General features: G+C 68.6%; 18 protein-coding genes. 9 read left to right on the top strand and 9 right to left on the bottom strand.

Annotated features, from left to right (window positions below):
- Positions 1-29: 29 nt before the first annotated feature.
- Positions 30-443: a cold-shock protein gene (locus ASG64_RS04350; RefSeq protein ID WP_200933439.1), complete on the top strand. Its 414-nt coding sequence runs from the start codon at positions 30-32 to the stop codon at positions 441-443.
- Here the strand turns inward: ASG64_RS04350 and ASG64_RS04345 are convergent.
- From ASG64_RS04345 to ASG64_RS04335, 3 genes are read right to left on the bottom strand one after another with little or no spacing between them, the layout of a single operon-like run.
- Complete coding sequence (locus tag ASG64_RS04345) at positions 440-952, bottom strand: DUF2771 domain-containing protein (protein WP_056070325.1); 513 nt, start codon at positions 950-952, stop codon at positions 440-442. The two genes, ASG64_RS04350 and ASG64_RS04345, sit on opposite strands and share 4 nt — an antisense overlap.
- The gene (locus ASG64_RS04340) at positions 949-2,640 is read right to left on the bottom strand and encodes an MFS transporter (protein WP_082518055.1); all 1,692 of its coding nucleotides are present in this window, start codon (positions 2,638-2,640) and stop codon (positions 949-951) included. The genes ASG64_RS04345 and ASG64_RS04340 overlap by 4 nt, the downstream gene beginning before the upstream one ends.
- A complete protein-coding gene (locus ASG64_RS04335; protein WP_056070321.1) occupies positions 2,630-3,460 on the bottom strand; it encodes a glutaminyl-peptide cyclotransferase in 831 nt (276 codons plus the stop codon). The genes ASG64_RS04340 and ASG64_RS04335 overlap by 11 nt, the downstream gene beginning before the upstream one ends.
- A 77-nt stretch (positions 3,461-3,537) precedes the next feature.
- Between ASG64_RS04335 and ASG64_RS04330 the strand changes: the two genes are divergently transcribed.
- The 3 genes from ASG64_RS04330 (at position 3,538) to ASG64_RS04320 (ending at position 7,610) form a co-directional block, all read left to right on the top strand.
- Positions 3,538-4,338 carry a DUF3027 domain-containing protein gene (locus ASG64_RS04330; RefSeq protein WP_056072673.1) on the top strand — a complete coding sequence of 267 codons (801 nt, stop codon included), beginning with the start codon at positions 3,538-3,540 and terminating at the stop codon, positions 4,336-4,338.
- Positions 4,339-4,439: 101 nt separating this feature from the next.
- A complete protein-coding gene (locus ASG64_RS04325; protein WP_200933418.1) occupies positions 4,440-7,046 on the top strand; it encodes a sacsin N-terminal ATP-binding-like domain-containing protein in 2,607 nt (868 codons plus the stop codon).
- Positions 7,047-7,610: a phosphatase PAP2 family protein gene (locus tag ASG64_RS04320; protein WP_235579481.1), complete on the top strand. Its 564-nt coding sequence runs from the start codon at positions 7,047-7,049 to the stop codon at positions 7,608-7,610.
- Here the strand turns inward: ASG64_RS04320 and ASG64_RS21445 are convergent.
- Positions 7,588-7,734 (bottom strand): hypothetical protein, encoded by a 147-nt coding sequence (locus ASG64_RS21445; protein ID WP_156148826.1) that lies wholly within the window; start codon positions 7,732-7,734, stop codon positions 7,588-7,590. The two genes, ASG64_RS04320 and ASG64_RS21445, sit on opposite strands and share 23 nt — an antisense overlap.
- A gap of 125 nt (positions 7,735-7,859) precedes the next feature.
- Positions 7,860-8,144 carry a DUF2530 domain-containing protein gene (locus ASG64_RS04315; RefSeq protein WP_056072668.1) on the bottom strand — a complete coding sequence of 95 codons (285 nt, stop codon included), beginning with the start codon at positions 8,142-8,144 and terminating at the stop codon, positions 7,860-7,862.
- 62 nt (positions 8,145-8,206) lie between these two features.
- Here ASG64_RS04315 and ASG64_RS04310 point away from each other — a divergent pair, with 62 nt between their 5' ends.
- From ASG64_RS04310 to ASG64_RS04300, 3 genes are all read left to right on the top strand, one after another.
- Positions 8,207-9,679 carry an NCS2 family permease gene (locus tag ASG64_RS04310; protein ID WP_056070318.1) on the top strand — a complete coding sequence of 491 codons (1,473 nt, stop codon included), beginning with the start codon at positions 8,207-8,209 and terminating at the stop codon, positions 9,677-9,679.
- 78 nt (positions 9,680-9,757) lie between these two features.
- On the top strand, positions 9,758-10,186 hold the full coding sequence (locus ASG64_RS04305; protein ID WP_042573839.1) for a MarR family winged helix-turn-helix transcriptional regulator: 429 nt from the start codon (positions 9,758-9,760) through the stop codon (positions 10,184-10,186).
- A 26-nt stretch (positions 10,187-10,212) separates the two neighbouring features.
- A complete protein-coding gene (locus tag ASG64_RS04300; RefSeq protein WP_056070315.1) occupies positions 10,213-11,475 on the top strand; it encodes an MFS transporter in 1,263 nt (420 codons plus the stop codon).
- Here the strand turns inward: ASG64_RS04300 and ASG64_RS04295 are convergent.
- Positions 11,472-12,686: a GNAT family N-acetyltransferase gene (locus ASG64_RS04295; protein ID WP_056070313.1), complete on the bottom strand. Its 1,215-nt coding sequence runs from the start codon at positions 12,684-12,686 to the stop codon at positions 11,472-11,474. The genes ASG64_RS04300 and ASG64_RS04295 overlap by 4 nt on opposite strands.
- 67 nt (positions 12,687-12,753) lie before the next feature.
- Here ASG64_RS04295 and ASG64_RS04290 point away from each other — a divergent pair, with 67 nt between their 5' ends.
- On the top strand, positions 12,754-13,566 hold the full coding sequence (locus tag ASG64_RS04290; protein ID WP_056070310.1) for a TrmH family RNA methyltransferase: 813 nt from the start codon (positions 12,754-12,756) through the stop codon (positions 13,564-13,566).
- Here ASG64_RS04290 and ASG64_RS04285 read toward each other — a convergent pair.
- From ASG64_RS04285 to serC, 3 genes are all read right to left on the bottom strand, one after another.
- The gene (locus ASG64_RS04285) at positions 13,560-14,291 is read right to left on the bottom strand and encodes a DUF6928 family protein (protein ID WP_056070309.1); all 732 of its coding nucleotides are present in this window, start codon (positions 14,289-14,291) and stop codon (positions 13,560-13,562) included. The genes ASG64_RS04290 and ASG64_RS04285 overlap by 7 nt on opposite strands.
- A 57-nt stretch (positions 14,292-14,348) precedes the next feature.
- Positions 14,349-15,200, bottom strand: a complete 852-nt coding sequence (gene sepH / locus ASG64_RS04280; protein ID WP_042575903.1) for a septation protein SepH — start codon at positions 15,198-15,200, stop codon at positions 14,349-14,351.
- A 129-nt stretch (positions 15,201-15,329) separates the two neighbouring features.
- Entirely contained in the window at positions 15,330-16,451 is a 1,122-nt protein-coding gene (serC, locus tag ASG64_RS04275; protein WP_042575886.1) for a phosphoserine transaminase, read from the bottom strand.
- A gap of 102 nt (positions 16,452-16,553) precedes the next feature.
- Here serC and ASG64_RS04270 point away from each other — a divergent pair, with 102 nt between their 5' ends.
- Positions 16,554-17,582: a type IV toxin-antitoxin system AbiEi family antitoxin domain-containing protein gene (locus ASG64_RS04270; protein ID WP_200933417.1), complete on the top strand. Its 1,029-nt coding sequence runs from the start codon at positions 16,554-16,556 to the stop codon at positions 17,580-17,582.
- Positions 17,583-17,648 lie beyond the last annotated feature (66 nt).

Genomic DNA, 17,648 nt, shown 5'->3' with positions numbered 1-17,648 from the left:
ACGACCAACGGATTGAACGGGTGAGTGCGGTGCCGACCGGCAAGGTGAAGTGGTACGACGTCGACAAGGGTTTCGGCTTCCTGTCGCAGGACGAGGGCGAGGACGTGTACGTGCGCTCGTCCGCGCTCCCTCAGGGTGTCGAGGGCTTGAAGGCGGGCCAGCGCGTCGAGTTCGGCATGGCCGCCGGTCGCCGGGGCCCCCAGGCGCTGAGTCTGACGGTGCTCGAACCGGCGCCGTCCGTCCGTCAGAACACTGCCGCCCGCAAGGAACCCGCTGCGCGCAAGCACACGCCGGACGAGCTGCACGGGATGGTCGAGGACATGATCACGCTCCTCGAGGCCACGGTTCAGCCCGACCTCCGCAAGGGCCGTTACCCGGATCGCAAGACCGCGCAGAAGATCTCCGAAGTGGTCCGCGCGGTCGCTCGGGAGCTCGACAGCTAGCTGTCGAGCTCGGGTGTCGTCGCGATGGACCAGATCGCGTGGCTGACGATCTCTTCCTGATCGGTGTCGACGTCGATGACGCCCGACGGCAGCCGGATCTCGACGCCGATCAGGGTGAGCCCGTCGTCGTTCACCGCGGGCACCGTCAGGGTGTTGCGGCTGCCCGGTGCGTAGTACTCGTCCGCTTCGACGACGGTGCCGGTGGCCTCGTCGGCGTAGACGCTGGCGAATCCCCACGGGTTCTCCGAGATGGCGCCCGGCAGCGAGAGCTGCAGCGGGTACCCCTCGCGGACCGGGAGCGAGGCGGTCGTGCCCTCGTAGTCGCACAACGGTTCCTGGACGGGGCAGTACCGGAACGGCTCCACTTCCTCGTACCGGCCGTCGGCGAAGGCGCTGACCCGGGGCGGCTCCTCGGGAGCGCTCAGGATCGCGTTGCCCACCACCAGGACGAAGGCGACGCCGACGACCGCGACCAGCGCCGAGAGTGCGATCAGGGTCCGTCGCGTCACAGAGCTGCGTCCTTCGTGGTGGGGGTGTCGACTCTCGGGATCCGGCCGGTCGGGGTGCGCCGTCGACTACCCGCGACCTCCTGTTCGGCTCGGACCGGTCTGTTGCCGCCGAAGCCGGGAAGAAGTGATCCACCCCGGTAGGTCACGAATGTCTGCACCAGGCCGATCGTAAGGATGACCGACACCACCGTGAAACCCAGCCAGTACTCGGTGGGGAGAAGCACTCCCAGAGTTCCGCCGATGACCCAGCTGAGCTGCAACACGGTCTCACTGCGCCCGAAGCCCGACGCGATCGACTCGGGAGGCAGGTCGTTCTGCAGGGACGCATCCAGCGACACCTTGGCCAGCGCACTCGCGCCGGACGCGACCAGAGCGGCCAGGGCGGCGGTCAGCAGGCTGTCGGTGACGGCGGCGACGACGGCTACCGCCGTGACGGCGAAGGTGCTGCGCAGCACCAGCAGGGAGGGCCGCCCCAGCGCGATGCGCGCGCCGGCCGCGTTGCCGCCGAAGTTGCCCAGACCGGCGGCCGCGCCCACCAACGCCAACATCAACGCCTGCTGCAGAGGTTCGTGCTCCGTGCGCGACTTGGCGACGAAGGCGACGTAGAGCGTCAGGAAACCGGTGAGGACGCGGATCGTCCCGTTACCCCACAGGCCGGTCAGGACGTCGCGACCGAGGGGCTGGCGGCGCTTGCTCGGCGCGGGGACGACGCCGATCGCATCGGTGGTGGCATCCGCGTGATACCCGAGAGTGGCCGGCACCTCGCCTTCCGTCACCTCGACCCACGACGGGATGCGCATCGACAGGTAGGCGCCGAACAGGGTGACGGCGAACGTGAACCACAGGGCGCCGGCCGATCCCAGCGCGTACGCGATGGCTGCCGCCACGGCGCCGGCGGAGATGGTGCCACCGAGTAGGCCGAAGACGGTGAGGCGGGAATTGACCCGCACCAGGTCGATGTCGGGTGGGAGAACCCTCGGTGTGACAGCGGACTTGAGGACGGAGAACGACTTGCTGAGGACCATCATCCCCAGCGCTGCCGGGTACAGCAGCCAACTGTCGAAGTTGAAGACCAGCACGACCGCGAGAACCGCGCGCAGCACGAACGACGCGGCCAGCGCGATGCGCCTGCCGTGCTGGAGGCGGTCGAGCATCGGCCCGATCAACGGCGCGATCACCGCGAACGGGGCGATGGTGATGACGAGGTACAGCGCGACCTTGGTCTTGTCCTCGCCCGTCGCAGCCGAGAAGAACAACGTGTTCGCCAGCGCGACGGCCATGGCGGCGTCCGAAGCGAAGTTGGCCATCGTCGCGTAGGTCAGGGCGGTCAGGCCGGACTTGTCCGCGCCGTCCGCCGTCGCCGCCCGCCGGAACGTCGCGATGCCCTTGCCGGTGATCTCCCGGCCGCGCATCGCAGCGACACGCGTGACGGTCAGCTTGCGAGGAACGCGGGGGCGCCGGGGTCCGGGATCCGGGGTCGCAGGTCCCGCTGTCGTCGCGTGCGCATCATGCGCAGCCGAGACGTCGTCGGAGCCGTCGACCGGATGCAGTGGGGGCAGCGGTGATCGCCGTGGGGGGAGTCGCTCGGACGGCGAGTAGTTGTCCCAACCCGGATGGCGCGAATTCTCCGGACCTGTCACACGTTCATTGTCCCCTACGCGCGGTTGTGCGGTGGACTCACGGCGCATCCGCGTCGCGGGGCACGAACTCCACCTCGAACAGCGTCGGCCACAGCTTCCCCGTCACGAGGAAGCGATCGGTGTCGGGAACGGCGGCGATCCCGTTCAACACGTCGATTCCCGACGTGTCCGCGCCGCTGTCCTCGAGTGCCGCGCGCAGCGGCGACGCGTCGATCACCGCGGTCACCGTTCCGCTCGCAGGGTCGATCCGGACGATCTCGTCGGTCTTCCAGATGTTGGCGTACACACCGTCGGGTGTGCATTCGAGCTCGTTGATCTCCTCGACCGCCTGTCCGTCGTCGCGGACGCGGACGGAGCCGGTGGGCTCGAACGTGACCGGGTCACGGAACGTCAGCGTGTCCGTCCCGTCGCTCATCACCAGCGAGCTGCCGTCGAAGCACAGTCCCCATCCCTCGCCCTCGTAGCTCACGCGCCGGACCTCCTGCAGAGTGTCGGGGTCGCGGGCCACGGCGACACCGTCCTGCCACGTCAGCTGCCACAGAGTGTCCCCGGCGACCGTCAGTCCCTCGCCGAACAGCGGTGCGGGCAGGTCGACGGAGGCCAGCGGCGCGCCGGTCGCGAGGTCGGACGCCGTCACCCTCGATCGGCCGGAGCGCCCGGTGCCCTCGAGCAGCCGATTCCCGTCCACTTCGAGTCCCTGCGTGAAGGCGGACGGATCGTGCGGGCGGGTCGAGACGATCCGCACGTCGAGCGTCGCGTCCGCCGGAGTCGAGACGGCGTCGGGATCACCGGCGCACCCGACGACGAGTGCGGCGCCGGTGATCAGCGCGATCAGTAACGGACCGTGGACGGCTCGACCGGGGCGCATCCGCTCATCCTGTCAGCCCACCCGCTACGCCGTCGGTCCCCGCGCTGTACGGCCCAGTGGGCGCGCGCAGCGGGGTGATGCTGCAAAATAGAGGTGTGAGTGCCCCTTCCGTGACCGAGATCCGCCCGCTTCTGGCCGGAGCAACCGAGGTGGCGCGTGCCGCCGTCGTCGAAACGGACGAGGGCGCTGTCGGTGACCACCTCGGTGTCGAGGCCGTCGACGACTCCGCCGCGATCCACCGTTTCGCCGCCGACCTGCCCGGTTACCGCGGCTGGCAGTGGGCTGTCGTCGTCGCCGCCCACCCCGGCGCCGAGTCCGTGACCATCAGTGAGCTTGCTCTCCTGCCCGGCCCCGACGCGCTGGTCGCCCCCACCTGGGTCCCCTGGGACGAACGGATTCGTCCCGGCGATCTGGCGCCCGGCGATCTGCTCCCTCCTCGTCACGACGACGTGCGTCTGGTGCCCGGATACCTGGCCACCGGCGATCCCGCGGTCGACGACGTCGCGCTCGAACTCGGCCTGGGCCGCAAGCAGGTCATGAGCCGCGAGGGTCGGCTCGAGGCTGCGGAGCGATGGGCGGAGGGCGACTTCGGTCCCGATGCCCCGATGGCCAAGGCCGCACCCGGCACCTGCGTGACGTGTGGCTTCTACCTGGCTCTGCAGGGCTCGCTCAGTGCGGCGTTCGGTGTCTGCGGCAACGAGTTGGCTGCCGACGGCCGCGTCGTCCACGCGTCCTACGGATGCGGAGCCCATTCGGACACCGAGGGCCCGACGGGTGCTGGTTCGCCCGCCTACGCGGCGTACGACGACGGTGCACTCGAGACCGTCCCCACTCCCGACGCTGCCGAGTCCGACGCGGGGTCGTCGTCGGCGGACTAGCGGACCCGTTCGGGACCGCTGCACTTCGCGAGTCGGTTCTCGCGGCGTGGGAGTCGTCTCCCACCCGCCTGCGTGAGGATGCGGCCACCGAAGCGGACCTGGTGGCCGGCGGGTACCGCGACCGCGTCGTCACGGAGTTGGCGCAGAACGCTGCCGATGCGGCGTCCCGCGCGGGAGTCGACGGTCGCCTGTCGATCCGGCACGACGGTACGACGCTCCGTATCGCCAATGTCGGTGCGCCCCTGACGGTCTCGGGTGTGCAGGCGCTCTCGGCGCTGCGTGCGTCGGACAAGGACGGCGGGTCGATCGGCCGATACGGCGTCGGCTTCACGTCCGTCCGGGCACTGTCCGACCGCATCGAGATCCGGTCGACGACAGGGTCGATCGTGTTCGACGCAGCCCGGACCCGCACGGAACTTCAGGCGCGAGGTCTGCCCGAGCCGGCGGTGGGCGCGCCCGTACTGCGACTGCCGTGGCCACTCGACGAGGTACCTGCCGACGGCTGGGACACCGAGATCGTCCTGAACGGAGTCGGTGACGCGGCGGGAGTGGTCGAGGCGGCCGAGCGTGAGGCCGTCGATCTCCTCCTCGAGCTGGATGCGCTGGCCTCGATATCCCTGCACGACAAGGACATCACGCGATCGACGGCGCCCGGTCCGGGATCGTGGACCGAGGTGCGGATCGGCGCCGACCGGTGGTGGCGCGGCGACGCCCCGTGCGCTCGGTGGTTCCTGCCGCTCGTCGGGGGCGAGCCGTCCCCGGTCCGCCGCGACGTCCTGCGCGCCCCGACGAGATCCGACGAGGTGCTGACTCTTCCGCTGCTGGTGGTCGCGGACGTGCCGCTGCAACCGGATCGTCGTCGGGTTCTTCCCGGCGCGGATCTGTCCACGGTGGCCACGGGTTACGGCGACCTGGTAGCCGAACTTCCCGCAGCGGATCGCACTGCGGCGGTGCCGGTTCCGGGTCTGCCGGCGTCCGGCGTCGACGAGGAGCTCCGCGCGGCCGTCATCGACGACCTCGAGGCCACCGCCTGGGTGCCGACAGCCGTCGGAAAGCCTGTCAGGCCCGCTGATGCCGCTGTGCTGGAATCGATCTCGACCGAGTTCGCAGACCTCCTCGCCGACGTCGTGCCGGGACTCGTCGCTGCCGACGCCTCGGATCGATCCGGAACCCGGGCGCTGATCTCGGTCGGATCCCGACGTCTGGGCCTGGCCGCGGTCGTCGAGGCGTTGTCGGGACTGTCGAAGCCGCCGCAGTGGTGGCGTCGCATCTACGGCGCACTGGCGGACGTCGTGCACGACACGGCCGACGCGGACGAGTGTGCGGCACTGCCGGTTCCGCTGACCGACGGCCGAACCGTCACCGGTCCTCGCACGGTGCTGCTGGTGGACGGAGTCGACCTCGGTCCGATCGGCTGGGCACGCGTCGTGCACCCGGACGCGGCGCATCCGCTCCTGCAGCGGCTCGGCGCACAGACCGTGCGGCCGGCCGATCTGCTCGCGGATCCTGCGTTGGCAGCCATGCTCGAGGATCCGGACCACGTCGATGACGACCTCGTGCACCAGGTCCTCACAGTCGCCGGCGCCGTCGGCGGCACCGACACAGCTCCCGGTCTCGGAGCGCTGCCCCTGGCGTCGTCCGACGGTGACGCACGGGCCGCGGACGAATTGGTGCTGCCCGCATCACCCCTGCTCGCGGTGATGGTGTCGGATCACCCGTTCGGTGTGGTGGCCGATTCGGTTGTGCAACAGTACGGTTCCGACGCCCTGCGAGTCGTCGGCGTCGGGTGGACGTTCGGAACAGTCGTCGACGACGAGCCGACGGGGCCCGACCACGATCTCGACGACGAGAGCGGGTGGTGGGACAGTGTCACAGGATCGTCCGAGCACTCCGCGGAACCGACGGCCCTGATCGCGGTACGGGACCTCGACCTGGTCGACGAGTCGCGGTGGGCACAGGCGCTCACCCTCCTCGTAGATCGTCCCGAGACGGCCGCTGCTCTGCGGGATCGCGCGGGCTACACCCCGTGGTGGTTGCGTCGACACGCGCGACTGCAGGGGACACCGCTGGGGTTGCTGCGACTGCCGGAGGACTCGACGTTCACGGGGCTGCTCGACCCGGTCGATCATCCTCACGCACCCGAGTTCCGGTCGGCCCTCGCGGGTGTCGATGTCGACGACGCGGACACCGCGACCGACATCCTGACGGCGGCGGCCGATCCCGAGCGGTCGGTGTCACCCGCCGTGGCCGTCACCGCTCACCGCGTGCTCGCCGCTGCCGCCGCGTCCTCTCGGCTGGACGTTCGCGACGTCGACCCGCCCGACGCGGTACGGACCCTGTCGGGGACCGTGGTCGATCCGAGCCGCGTCGTCGTGCTGGATCACGCCAAGTGGATCGCGGTGATTCCCCCCGATCGGGCGGTGATGGGGTCGCTCGAGACCGCCGATGCACTCGCCGATCTCCTCGACGTCGAGACCGCGTCGTCGGTGCTGACCGTCGACGTGGTGTCGAGCGGCGTGACCGTCGTCGTGGACGACCACCCGTTGCTGGCCGCGATGCGGGCCGCGGTCACCTGGCCCGTGCCGGATGTCGTCGAACTCCACGATCGGCTGACCGTGCGGTGCGAGGGAATCGTCGCCGTGACGCGCGACGTGCCGTTCTGGATCACCGACGACGGTGTCCTTCATCTGTCGGGGAGCGTGATCTGAGTGGCTGCAGCGCCCGCACGGTGGCCCGATCAGGCGGTGCTCGACTGGATGGTCGATCACCGCGACCCCGTCGTCACGGACATCGTCACGGTGATCACGACGGTCGGGAACACAGGGGGCGTCGCCCTGGCCACGATCGCTGTCGCGGTGTGGTTCGTGACCCGCGGCGCGAGGCCGCATGCGCTCGCGCTGGTGGTGACGATGCTCCTCGGGTGGGGGCTGATGAACGCGCTCAAGTACACGTTCCGCAGGGACCGACCTCCGCTTCCCGAGAGGCTCGTCGACATCTCGACGTTCTCGTTCCCGTCGGGTCACGCGATGATGTCGGCGATGTTCGCCGCCGCGGTGGTGTGCGCCCTGGCGCGAATGGACCTACCCCGGAAACGAACGAGAGCAGCGGCCGCCGTGGTCACGGCGGCATCGCTGCTCATCGGGTTCTCCCGCGTCTACCTCGGTGCCCACTGGCTCACCGACGTGGTCGCCGGGTGGGCTCTCGGGGCGGCGTTCGGCGCCGCGGGGATCGTGCTTGTGCTGAGGCTGATCAGCGCTCGCGCTGGGCGATGACGAGGAGCTCGTCACGCATCGCGGGGCTACCGACGTTGTCGGCACGCGCGTAGAGATCGCGCAGGGCCCGAACGTGGCGGCGGCGGTTGAGGAAACTTTCGACGTACTTCACTGTGGTGTTCACTCCGGACATTGACGCTGAATGGATGTCGTATCTGACATAACCCATCCTCCACGTTACGTTCGTGTTACTCAACCTCGACAGGGGTGAGTTTGCGCACGTCAGAGGCACTTTCGGTGTAGCCCGGGTCACACGTCGGAGGCGTCCGGGGGTGCGACGAGGCCCTTCTGAGCCGTCCGCCGACCGCTGCGAGCCGCGCGGCGCTGGAGGGCGAAGAGGCCGAACCCCAACGCGCCCAGCACGGTTCCCGCCCAGCAGGTCGGTGCAGCGCCCGACCAGGAGTCGACGACCGTGCACAGGATCGCCGCGACGAGGAAGAGGACCGTTCCGGCCGCGAGCACCGGTGCGGGATCGGTCCATCGCGCCGGAAGTCCGGGCGGGGGAGAGGGAGTCGCATGCTGCTGTGTCGGCACGGCGCTGACGCTACTCGCGGCCGACACGGCGCCGACGCCGGTCGTGCTTTAGTCTCCACCTCATGTCTCGAGCGTTGTCCCGCGCCGGTTCCTTCCGGCGAGTCGATTCGTACTTCAAGATCACCGAACGCGGATCCTCGCTGTCGGCGGAAGTACGCGGCGGTGTCGTCACCTTCGTGGCGATGGCCTACATCGTGGTTCTCAATCCGCTGATCCTCGGCAGCTTCTCGCCCGACGACGCGGCAGCCAAGACCGATGTCCTGGGCGACATCCTGCCGGTGCCCCAGGTCGCCGCCGTGACAGCGCTCGTCGCCGGCGTCATGAGCATCCTGTTCGGCGTGATCGCCAACTACCCGTTCGCGATCGCAGCGGGACTCGGGATCAACACTCTTCTCGCCGTCACCATCGCGCCGCAGGTCACCTGGGCCGAGGCCATGGGCCTGGTCGTCATCGACGGCATCATCATCGTGGTGCTCGCGTTGACGGGATTCCGCACCGCGGTGTTCGAGGCGATACCGAAGGAACTCAAGGCCGCCATCGCGGCCGGAATCGGTGCCTTCATCGCGCTCATCGGGCTCGTCGACGCCGGATTCGTCCGTCGCGTGCCCGACGTCGCCGGAACGACGGTGCCCGTCGGCCTGGGTATCGACGGGTCGATCGCATCGTGGCCGACGGCGACCTTCGTCTTCGGGTTGCTGCTCATGGGTGTCCTCGTGGCACGTCGGGTTCGCGGCGGCCTGCTCATCGGCATCGTCGTCACCACCGTCGTGGCCGCGATCGTCGAGGCGCTCACCGACACCGGTGCGTCGCAAGGCGTCAACCCGAAGGGATGGAACCTCAGCGTCCCCTCCCTGCCGGACGTCGTGTTCGAACTTCCGGACCTCTCCCTTGTCGGCAACGTCGATCTTCTCGGCGCGTTCACGCGCATCGGTGTTCTCGCGGCCAGCCTGCTGGTGTTCACCCTCGTCCTCGCGAACTTCTTCGACGCCATGGGAACGATGACCGGACTGGGCAAGGAAGCGGGTCTCGCCGACAAGGACGGCACCCTTCCCGGCGTCGGAAAGGCGTTGGTGGTGGAGGGTCTCGGAGCCGTGGCGGGCGGGGCGGGCTCGGCGTCGTCGAACACGGTGTTCGTCGAATCCGCCGGCGGCATCGCCGAGGGTGCGCGCACCGGTCTGGCCAACGTGGTCACCGGCGTGCTCTTCCTCGCCGCGATGTTCCTGACTCCGCTGTACTCGGTGGTGCCCATCGAGGCGGCAGCGCCTGCGCTGGTCGTCGTCGGAGCGCTGATGATCGGGCAGGTCGCCGACATCGACTTCTCGAAATTCCATGTCGCGCTTCCCGCGTTCCTCACCATCGTCGTCATGCCGTTCACGTATTCCATCGCCAACGGCATCGGCGTCGGTTTCATCACCTGGGTGGTGCTGGCCATCGGTCGCGGCAAGATCCGCAGTGTCCACCCACTTCTCGGCATCGTCGCGCTGCTGTTCGTCGCCTACTTCGCCCTCGGCCCCATCACGGACGCGATCACCTGACGGATCCCCGCAGGATGCGCTGCGGGGCAGCACGACCGATAGTCGGTTCCACCTGCTCGGATGTCGTATTCTCATGCGATGCCTCAAGAACTGCGCGCGCTGGCCGGCGATCTGTCTCTCGCCGTCGTGCGGATGACACGTCACCTACGAGGCCGTCGCACCAGTCAGGTCACGCTGACCCAGTTGTCGGCACTGGCCACCCTCGCGCGGGACGGGGCCATGACACCCGGCACCCTGGCGGCGCGTGAACGCGTCCAACCGCCGTCGATGACACGCGTCGTCGCATCGCTCGGAGACGTCGGTCTGGTCGAGCGGATGCCGCATCCCACGGACGGCCGACAGATCATCGTCTCGCTGTCCGAGGCGGGGCGGAAGGTCGTCGAGGACGAGGTCAACGCCCGGGAGATGTGGCTGACCGAGCAGCTTCGCGGCCTTGATGCCGAGCAGCTGGCCACGATGAGGCGTGCAGTCGACATCATGTCGGCGATCGTCAACGAATCCGAGTGACACGCACCGGAGTAAATTGATACTTCGTGCAACTACTTCATCGACAGTCGGGCGGTCCGTCGCTCTTCGATGCGCTCCACTCGCGTAATTACCGACTGTGGGCGTCGGGGCAGATCGTCTCGCTGATCGGCACCTGGATGCAGCGGATCGCGCAGGACTGGCTGGTCCTGGAACTGTCCGGTGGCAACGGTTTCGCCGTGGGCATCGTCATGGCTCTGCAGTTCGGACCAACGCTGGTGCTGTCGGTGTGGGGCGGGGTCCTCGCCGACCGCTACGACAAGCGTCGTCTGCTGATGGCTACCCAGGCGGCGGCGGCCGTCTTCGGACTGGTGCTGGGCCTGCTGGACGTCGGCGGGTTCGTCGAACTCTGGCACGTCTACATCCTCGCCCTGCTGCTGGGATGCTCGTCCGCGATCGACGCTCCGGTGCGACAGTCCTTCACCATCGAGATGGTCGGACCGGAACGTCTTCCCAACGCCATCGGGCTGAACTCGATGACCTTCAACCTGGCCCGCATCATCGGGCCGGCCATCGCCGGCGTCGGGATCACCCTGGTGGGTACGGGCTGGGTCTTCCTGGTCAACGCCGCGTCGTTCGTCGCCGTCTTCTTCGCACTGAAGATCATGCGACCCGACGAGTTGTTCCGCGTCGAACGAGCACCGCGTCGGAAAGGTCAGGTGCGGGAGGGGTTCAGGTACGTCGCCGGACGGCCCGACCTGTGCGTCATCCTCGGCACGGTGGTGGTCGTCTCGACGTTCGGTATCAACTTCCCGCTCAGTCTGTCCGTCATCGCGCGCAACACCTTCGACAAGGGTGCCGACGCCTACGGTCTGTTGTCGACGGTGCTCGCGGTCGGCACGATGTTCGGTGCGACGTTGGCCGCTCGGCGACGCGGGACGCCTGGAATCCGGCTGTTCGTGCTGTCGGCCATCGCCTTCGGCGTCTTCGAGACGCTCGCCGGGCTGATGCCCGCGTTCTGGGCCGTCGCCGTCATGCTGATCCCCGCCGGTGCAGTGCAGCTGACCTTCAGCACAGTCGCCATGAACATCCTCCAGGCGTCGGTGCCCTCGGACATGCGCGGACGCGTCATGGGGATCTACATGCTGTGCTTCCTGGGCGGAACCCCACTGGGCAGCCCACTGCTCGGGTGGATCGCCGATGTCGTGGATCCGCGCGCACCCTTGGTGGTGGGCGGCGTCGTCTCACTGCTCGCCGGCCTCGGAGCGGCCCTCGTGGTGCGGCGCACGCACGTGGACCGCATCGAGGAGACGGTCGGGGCCAGCGTCTAGAAGTGCCAGCCGATCTGCGGCTGACTCGGCGTACCGAAGACGAGGTCGAACTCGTGCAGCGCCTTCTCCGACGTCGCGGCGACGCGTCCCGCGGCGGCGAACTGACGTGCCCGGTGCGCACCCAGATACATGCTGCCGAGCACCGACGACGACACCGTGACGTCCGGATCGGCGTCCGTGCGGGTCACCTCCGCGTGGCCGTCGCGGGAGACGAAGCGGAACGCTCCACCGGCGTTCAGGAACGGGTCCTCGACGCCGATGGTGAGATCGGTGTCGATCGCGTACGTGCGCGCGGACAGGGCCGCGGGAACGTCCATGAGTCGGACCCACAGGCCGTCCTTGACACCCGTGACGGCGGGGACACGGCGATCGGTAAGCAACGTCAGCAGCGGATCGCCGACGGGCAGGGTCACCTCGATGGTCTCCACCAGGTCGATGCCGCACATCACCTGCCACAGGTCCGAGCGCGCCTCGTCCGTCGCGGCGATAATGTCGACGATGCGGGCCTCCTGGGCACCCGCGGTCCCGACGCGGTAGCCGCGGCGAAACGCGATGTACCCGTCCGGGTGCACGATGAAGAACAGCTTGGAGAAGCCACCGCGGGAGTTCTTGCGGTCGGCGAAGAATCGGTGCCACCGCGTCTGGGGCATCGGCTGGGCACCGGCAGTCTGACGCTGCCACCGACTGTAGATGTCGGGCAGCAGGGTGCGGGCCTCCTCCGACGTGACCAGGCGCGCGCCGCGCGGCGGCGGCAACTCCTTGCGGAAGGCCGTGAAGCGGCGGTCGATCGTGTAGTCGACGCCCTGTGTCGCCGCGCCGTACCCGAATCGCTCGTAGATGGTCGCCTCGCTCGCCGTCAGGACGGACAGCGGCTTGCCGGCGGCCTCGAAGCGCTCGTGCTGAGCGGTGAACATGCGGCGGAGGATCCCGCGTCGGCGATGGGTCGGAGCGACCGACACCCAGGACACACCCGTGGCAGGCAGAGTCGCGCCGCCGGGCACCGTCACGTCCATCGGGAAATGCATGGTGACGCCGACAGGGAGGTCCCCGTCGCACGCGAGGTAGATCTCCGACGACGCCGTCAGCAGCTTCGTCTCGGCCATGTCGTCGCTGTTCTGGTGCTCGCCGAACGCATGAGCATCCAGGAGGGCGACGGCATCCCAGTCGTCCTCGGTGGCGGTGCGGATGGTGATCGTGTCGTCGGTAGTCATCGGTGGTGAGCTTATCGGGCCGTACCGTCCGTGCCGACGCGATGTCCGACCCTGCGATGATGGGCCGGTGGTACACGTCGTCGACATCACCGACCCCGAAGATTCCCGACTCGACGATTTCCGGGACTTGAACTCCTCCGATCGCCGCCCCGACCTGCCGGAGGGCAAGGGTCTGGTCATCGCCGAGGGCGTGCTGGTGGTGCAGCGGCTCGTCACCTCACGGTTCGAACCGCACGCATTCCTCGGGGTGGATCGACGGCTCACCGAACTCGCCGACGATCTGGTGGACGTCGACGTGCCCTTCTACCGCGCGAGCGCCGAGGTGATGGCCGAGGTCATCGGGTTCCACCTCAACCGAGGTGTGCTCGCGGCAGCGCACCGACCTCCGCCGCTCGACCTCGCGGACGTCGTGGCCGGCGCCCGCACCGTCGCGATCCTGGAGGGCGTCAACGACCACGAGAACCTGGGATCGATGTTCCGCAACGCCGCCGGGTTGGGCGCGGACGCGGTGTTGTTCGGGGGAGCGTGCGCCGACCCGCTGTACCGACGCTCGGTGCGCGTGTCGATGGGCCACGTCCTCCGGGTGCCGTTCGCTACCGTCCCCGACTGGCCTCGAGGCCTGTCGGTGCTGCGCGACAACGGGTTTCAGCTGGTGTCCTTGACGCCGAACCCGTCAGCCACACCGCTCGCCGACGCGATGACGGGGGAGAAGGTGGCGCTGCTGCTGGGCGCCGAGGGTCCGGGTCTGACCGAACATGCCATGCGCGCCACCGACGTTCGGGCGCGCATACCCATGGCGCCGGGAACGGACTCGCTGAACGTGGCCACCGCGGCAGCCATGGCGTTCTACGAGCGTGTGCGCCTGGGGTCGAGTCACTGACGGCGTCGGAAAAGACCGCGCTTCTTCTTCGACTCGTCCGGCCGGTCCGTCTCCACGGGTGGCCGTGAGTCGGGAGGGGGAGCCGCGTTCGGATCACGCATCGAGAAGTCGCACAACAGAACCGACGCCGGATCGGTGTCGCCGTCCCGTGCACCGCCGATCATGCGCACGCCCAGCCAGTGGGCACTCGCGGCGTCGGCGAATTCCTGCGGGTGGAACGGCAGCGCCTGCGGATCGGGATAATTCTCCCCGTCGAACTGCAGCGGATGCTCGCCCGACCAGAACGGCCGCTCCCACGGGAAGGGCAGACCCTCGTCCTCGTGGATGTAGGTCGGGCCGGCGCTGAACGAGCGCTTCAGGTTCCCGGAGTCCCACTCCGCGAACGCACCCCACGCATGTTCACGCTCGGACGCGACGAGAAGAGTGTGCTTCGCGGCCACCAGCGTGGTCCAGTTCTCCGCGAGGGTGGACGGCCGGACCGCCGCGGGCTCGGACGCACAGACGACGGTGATGCCGGGGTAGCAGCCGATCAGCACACGGTCGGGTTCGGCGGCGACGGCGAACGCCGTCAGCGGAGCCATGCCGACGAGGGTCGGTTCCAGACCGGGGTGGAGCTTTCTGGCGAGAGCCGACGCGGCGTCGACATCGGACTGGACTCCGGACCGCAACACGGCCACCGGATCCGGTGCATCGACGAACCACAACGCTGCTGTACCCACCCCCACCGGGCGCCCCTCTCTCGTCGTCCGGTTCCAGACGGTCACTGTCGTGGTCGAACTGCCCTATCGGCCGTTGCTGCGAACTCCCAGCAAGACATCCTCCCACGACGGCATGGCGGGCTTGCCCCGTTTGTCCTTCGTGCTGGGATGCGACGGTGCGGGCTTCGGCTGGACGGTCTCGGTGTCGGTCGGTGCCTCGTCGGTCGGCGTCTCCGGGGCCTCGGCCGCGGGCTGCTCGTTGTCGGATTCGACGCCGTAGTAGTCGTCCAGAGTCTGCTGTGACGGCGCGTCCTGATCCGCCGCGACCGCGACGGGAGCGAGACCGCGCAGCTGCCGACCGAAGTCTGGGTCGATCAGTTCCGACGCCGCATCGTCCAGCGGAGTGACGCTGCCACCGTGCGCATCCGGCTGGAAACGCCAGTGCGCGGTGTTCGTCGTGCGACCCGCAGGCCAGGTCAGCTGGGCGATCCAGTGGTTGTCCTCGTCGCGCCAGGCATCCCACTCGGCGAGGTCCATCGAATGGCCGCGGCCGCGGAACGCCAAGCCCACGATCTCCACGAGCGTCAGGACGGCGGGACCGTCGGCACGCAGGGGATGGCCCTGCTGCGCCAGTTCGGCAGCGCGAGAACGCTCCAGCAACACGGGGTGGGCGTATCGCTCCACCTTGCTCGCCGGCATTCCCGACTCCTTGGCCACCTGCTCGATGGAGGCGCCGGATCGGATACGCGCCTGAATTTCGCGCGGTCGCATCAGAGAGTCCATCTCGATCTCGATCTGTCCGAGTCGCGCGACGTCGCCACGGGCGGCGGCACGCAACTTCTCGTCGGCCGGCAGACGGAACTTCTCGCCGGAGGAATCGGCACAGACGATGTTCTTACCGTCGGACGCCAGGCCGATCACGTGGATCTCTCGCACGATCACTCCTTTGCGTCGCGAAGGGCTCCGGCTCCCGGGTGCTCGAAGATCGAGCGCGAGGCCGGCTTCGGTGCCTCCCCCGACTGTAATGCACCACAGTGCAGCAGCCGGGGGGACACGCAGTACGGGTCAGGCGAGGTGCTCGACCACATGGTCGATGCATGCCGTCAGGGCCGTGACGTCGTCGGGCTCGACGGCGGGGAACATGCCGACGCGCAGCTGGTTGCGGCCGAGCTTGCGGTACGGCTCCGTGTCGACGATGCCGTTGGCGCGCAACGTCTTCGCGACGGCCGCAGCGTCGACCTTCTCGTCGAAGTCGATGGTGCCGACCACCTGCGAGCGGTGCTTCGGATCCGTGACGAACGGCGTCGCGAACTCCGACTTCTCGGCCCAGTCGTACAGACGAGACGACGAGTCGGCGGTCCGTGAGGTCGCCCAGTCCAGACCACCCTTGCCGTTCAGCCACTCGATCTGATCCGCGAACAGCAGGAGCGTCGCCACCGCGGGGGTGTTGTACGTCTGGTTCTTGCTGCTGTTGTCGATCGCGATGGGCAGCGACAGGAAGTCGGGAACCCAACGCTTGCTCGCCGCGATCTCGTCGACACGGGCCAGGGCAGCGGGACTCATCAGCGCGACCCACAGGCCGCCGTCCGCAGCGAAGTTCTTCTGCGGAGCGAAGTAGTAGACATCCGAATCCGCCACGTTCACGGGCAGTCCGCCGGCGCCCGAGGTCGCGTCGATCGCGATGAGAGCGTTCTCCGAGCCCGCCGGGCGCGACACGGGAATGGCGACACCCGTCGAGGTCTCGTTGTGAGCCCACCCGATCAGGTCGACCGACGGATCCGACGTAGGCTCCGGGGCGCTGCCCGGCTCCGCGGAGACGACGATCGGGTCACCGATGAACGGGTTCGCCTTGGCCACCGACGCGAACTTCGAGCTGAACTCACCGTTGGTGAGGTGCAGCGACTTCTCCTTGATCAGGCCGAACGCCGCAGCATCCCAGAAGGCGGTGGTGCCACCGTTGCCCAGCACGACCTCGTAGCCGTCGGGAATGGTGAACAGCTCGCGCAACCCGTCGCGCACCCGTCCCACCACGTCCTTGACCGGCTTCTGGCGGTGGCTGGTGCCGAACACCGAGGCACCCACGTCCACCAGGGACTGCAGCTGCTCGGGCCGAACCTTCGACGGACCGCACCCGAAGCGTCCGTCACCGGGCTTGAGGTCGGAAGGAATGGTCAGGTTCTCGGCCATACGGGGTTCGCGTCCTTAGTTTCGTGTGGGCGTTACCGGCGTGATCAGGGTAGTGCAGCGGTGAGGAGGGTCGTGCACCCCGTTCGGTCACGTGCACCCCCGATGTCAAGAGCATCACGCGAACTGTGGAGCGCCATCCCCGGGCTCGACGTGGTCGTGGACCGTGTCGGGTTCACCGTTCACGCTCGACGGGTGAACTTCGGCGAGGAGACATGGACGCGTGCCCGGTTGCTCGCGTGCGGAATGACCGACAACCAGATCCGGCGTGCTGTTACACGCGGCGTCCTGTCGACGGTGCGCCCGGGCGTGTACGTCGCGCGCTCTGTTCTCGAGGGCTCCTCTGCCGACGTCCGACATCTGCACAGTGTTCGTGCAGCCTCGGTGTCGGCCGGTGTCGTCAGTCACCAGTCGGCTGCTCTCGTGCACGGCTTCTCCCTGTGGGAACCCGATCTGACGCTGGTGCACGTGACGGTCGATCGTGCGGCGGGCGGCAGGATCACCACGCGGAGGCATGTGCACGTCGGGCCGCTCGCAGCCGACGACGTGGTGTCGGTCGACGGTCTCCAGGTGACGAGCGCCGCTCGAACCATTGCCGACCTCAGCCGCACTCTCGACTTCGAGGCGGCGGTCTGCGTGGGGGACTCCGCGCTGAACTCGGGGTCGACGACTATCGAGGCGATCCGAGCGTGCCTGGACTCGACTCCCACCCGTGGTGGGACCTCCGCGCGCCGGGCCGTCGACTTCCTCGACCCACGGAGCGAGAGTGTCGGCGAATCCAGGAGTCGGGTGATGCTGAGAGCCCTCGGTATGCCTGCTCCGGAGTTGCAGATTCCGGTGCTCGATCCCTCGGGGCGGCTCATCGGACGTCCGGACTTCCTGTTCGACCGGCAGGGAGTGATCGGGGAGTTCGACGGCTTCGTGAAGTACTCGTCCCTGGTGCCGAAAGGGAGCAGTCCGAGTCGGGTCGCCTTCGCCGAGAAGCGACGGGAAGACGAGTTCCGGTCGTACGGGTGGATGGTGGTGCGCTGGGTGTGGTCCGAGTTGGCGACGCCTGACGTCGTCGGGCGTCGGCTGCGCCGGGCCTTCGACATTGCGGCGACGATGCCCACGCCGTGTACTCGTCGTCGTTGATGCACCGCCGTTCGTGTGGCGCACTCCCGATGGGAGGTGCGCCAGACGAATCGGGGTGCGCCCCCC

The sequence above is a fragment of the Rhodococcus sp. Leaf247 genome, assembly GCF_001426185.1.
GTDB lineage: Bacteria > Actinomycetota > Actinomycetes > Mycobacteriales > Mycobacteriaceae > Rhodococcoides.
The sequence above is the reverse complement of the archived record's forward strand: the minus strand, read 5'-3'. Positions and strand labels throughout refer to the sequence as shown.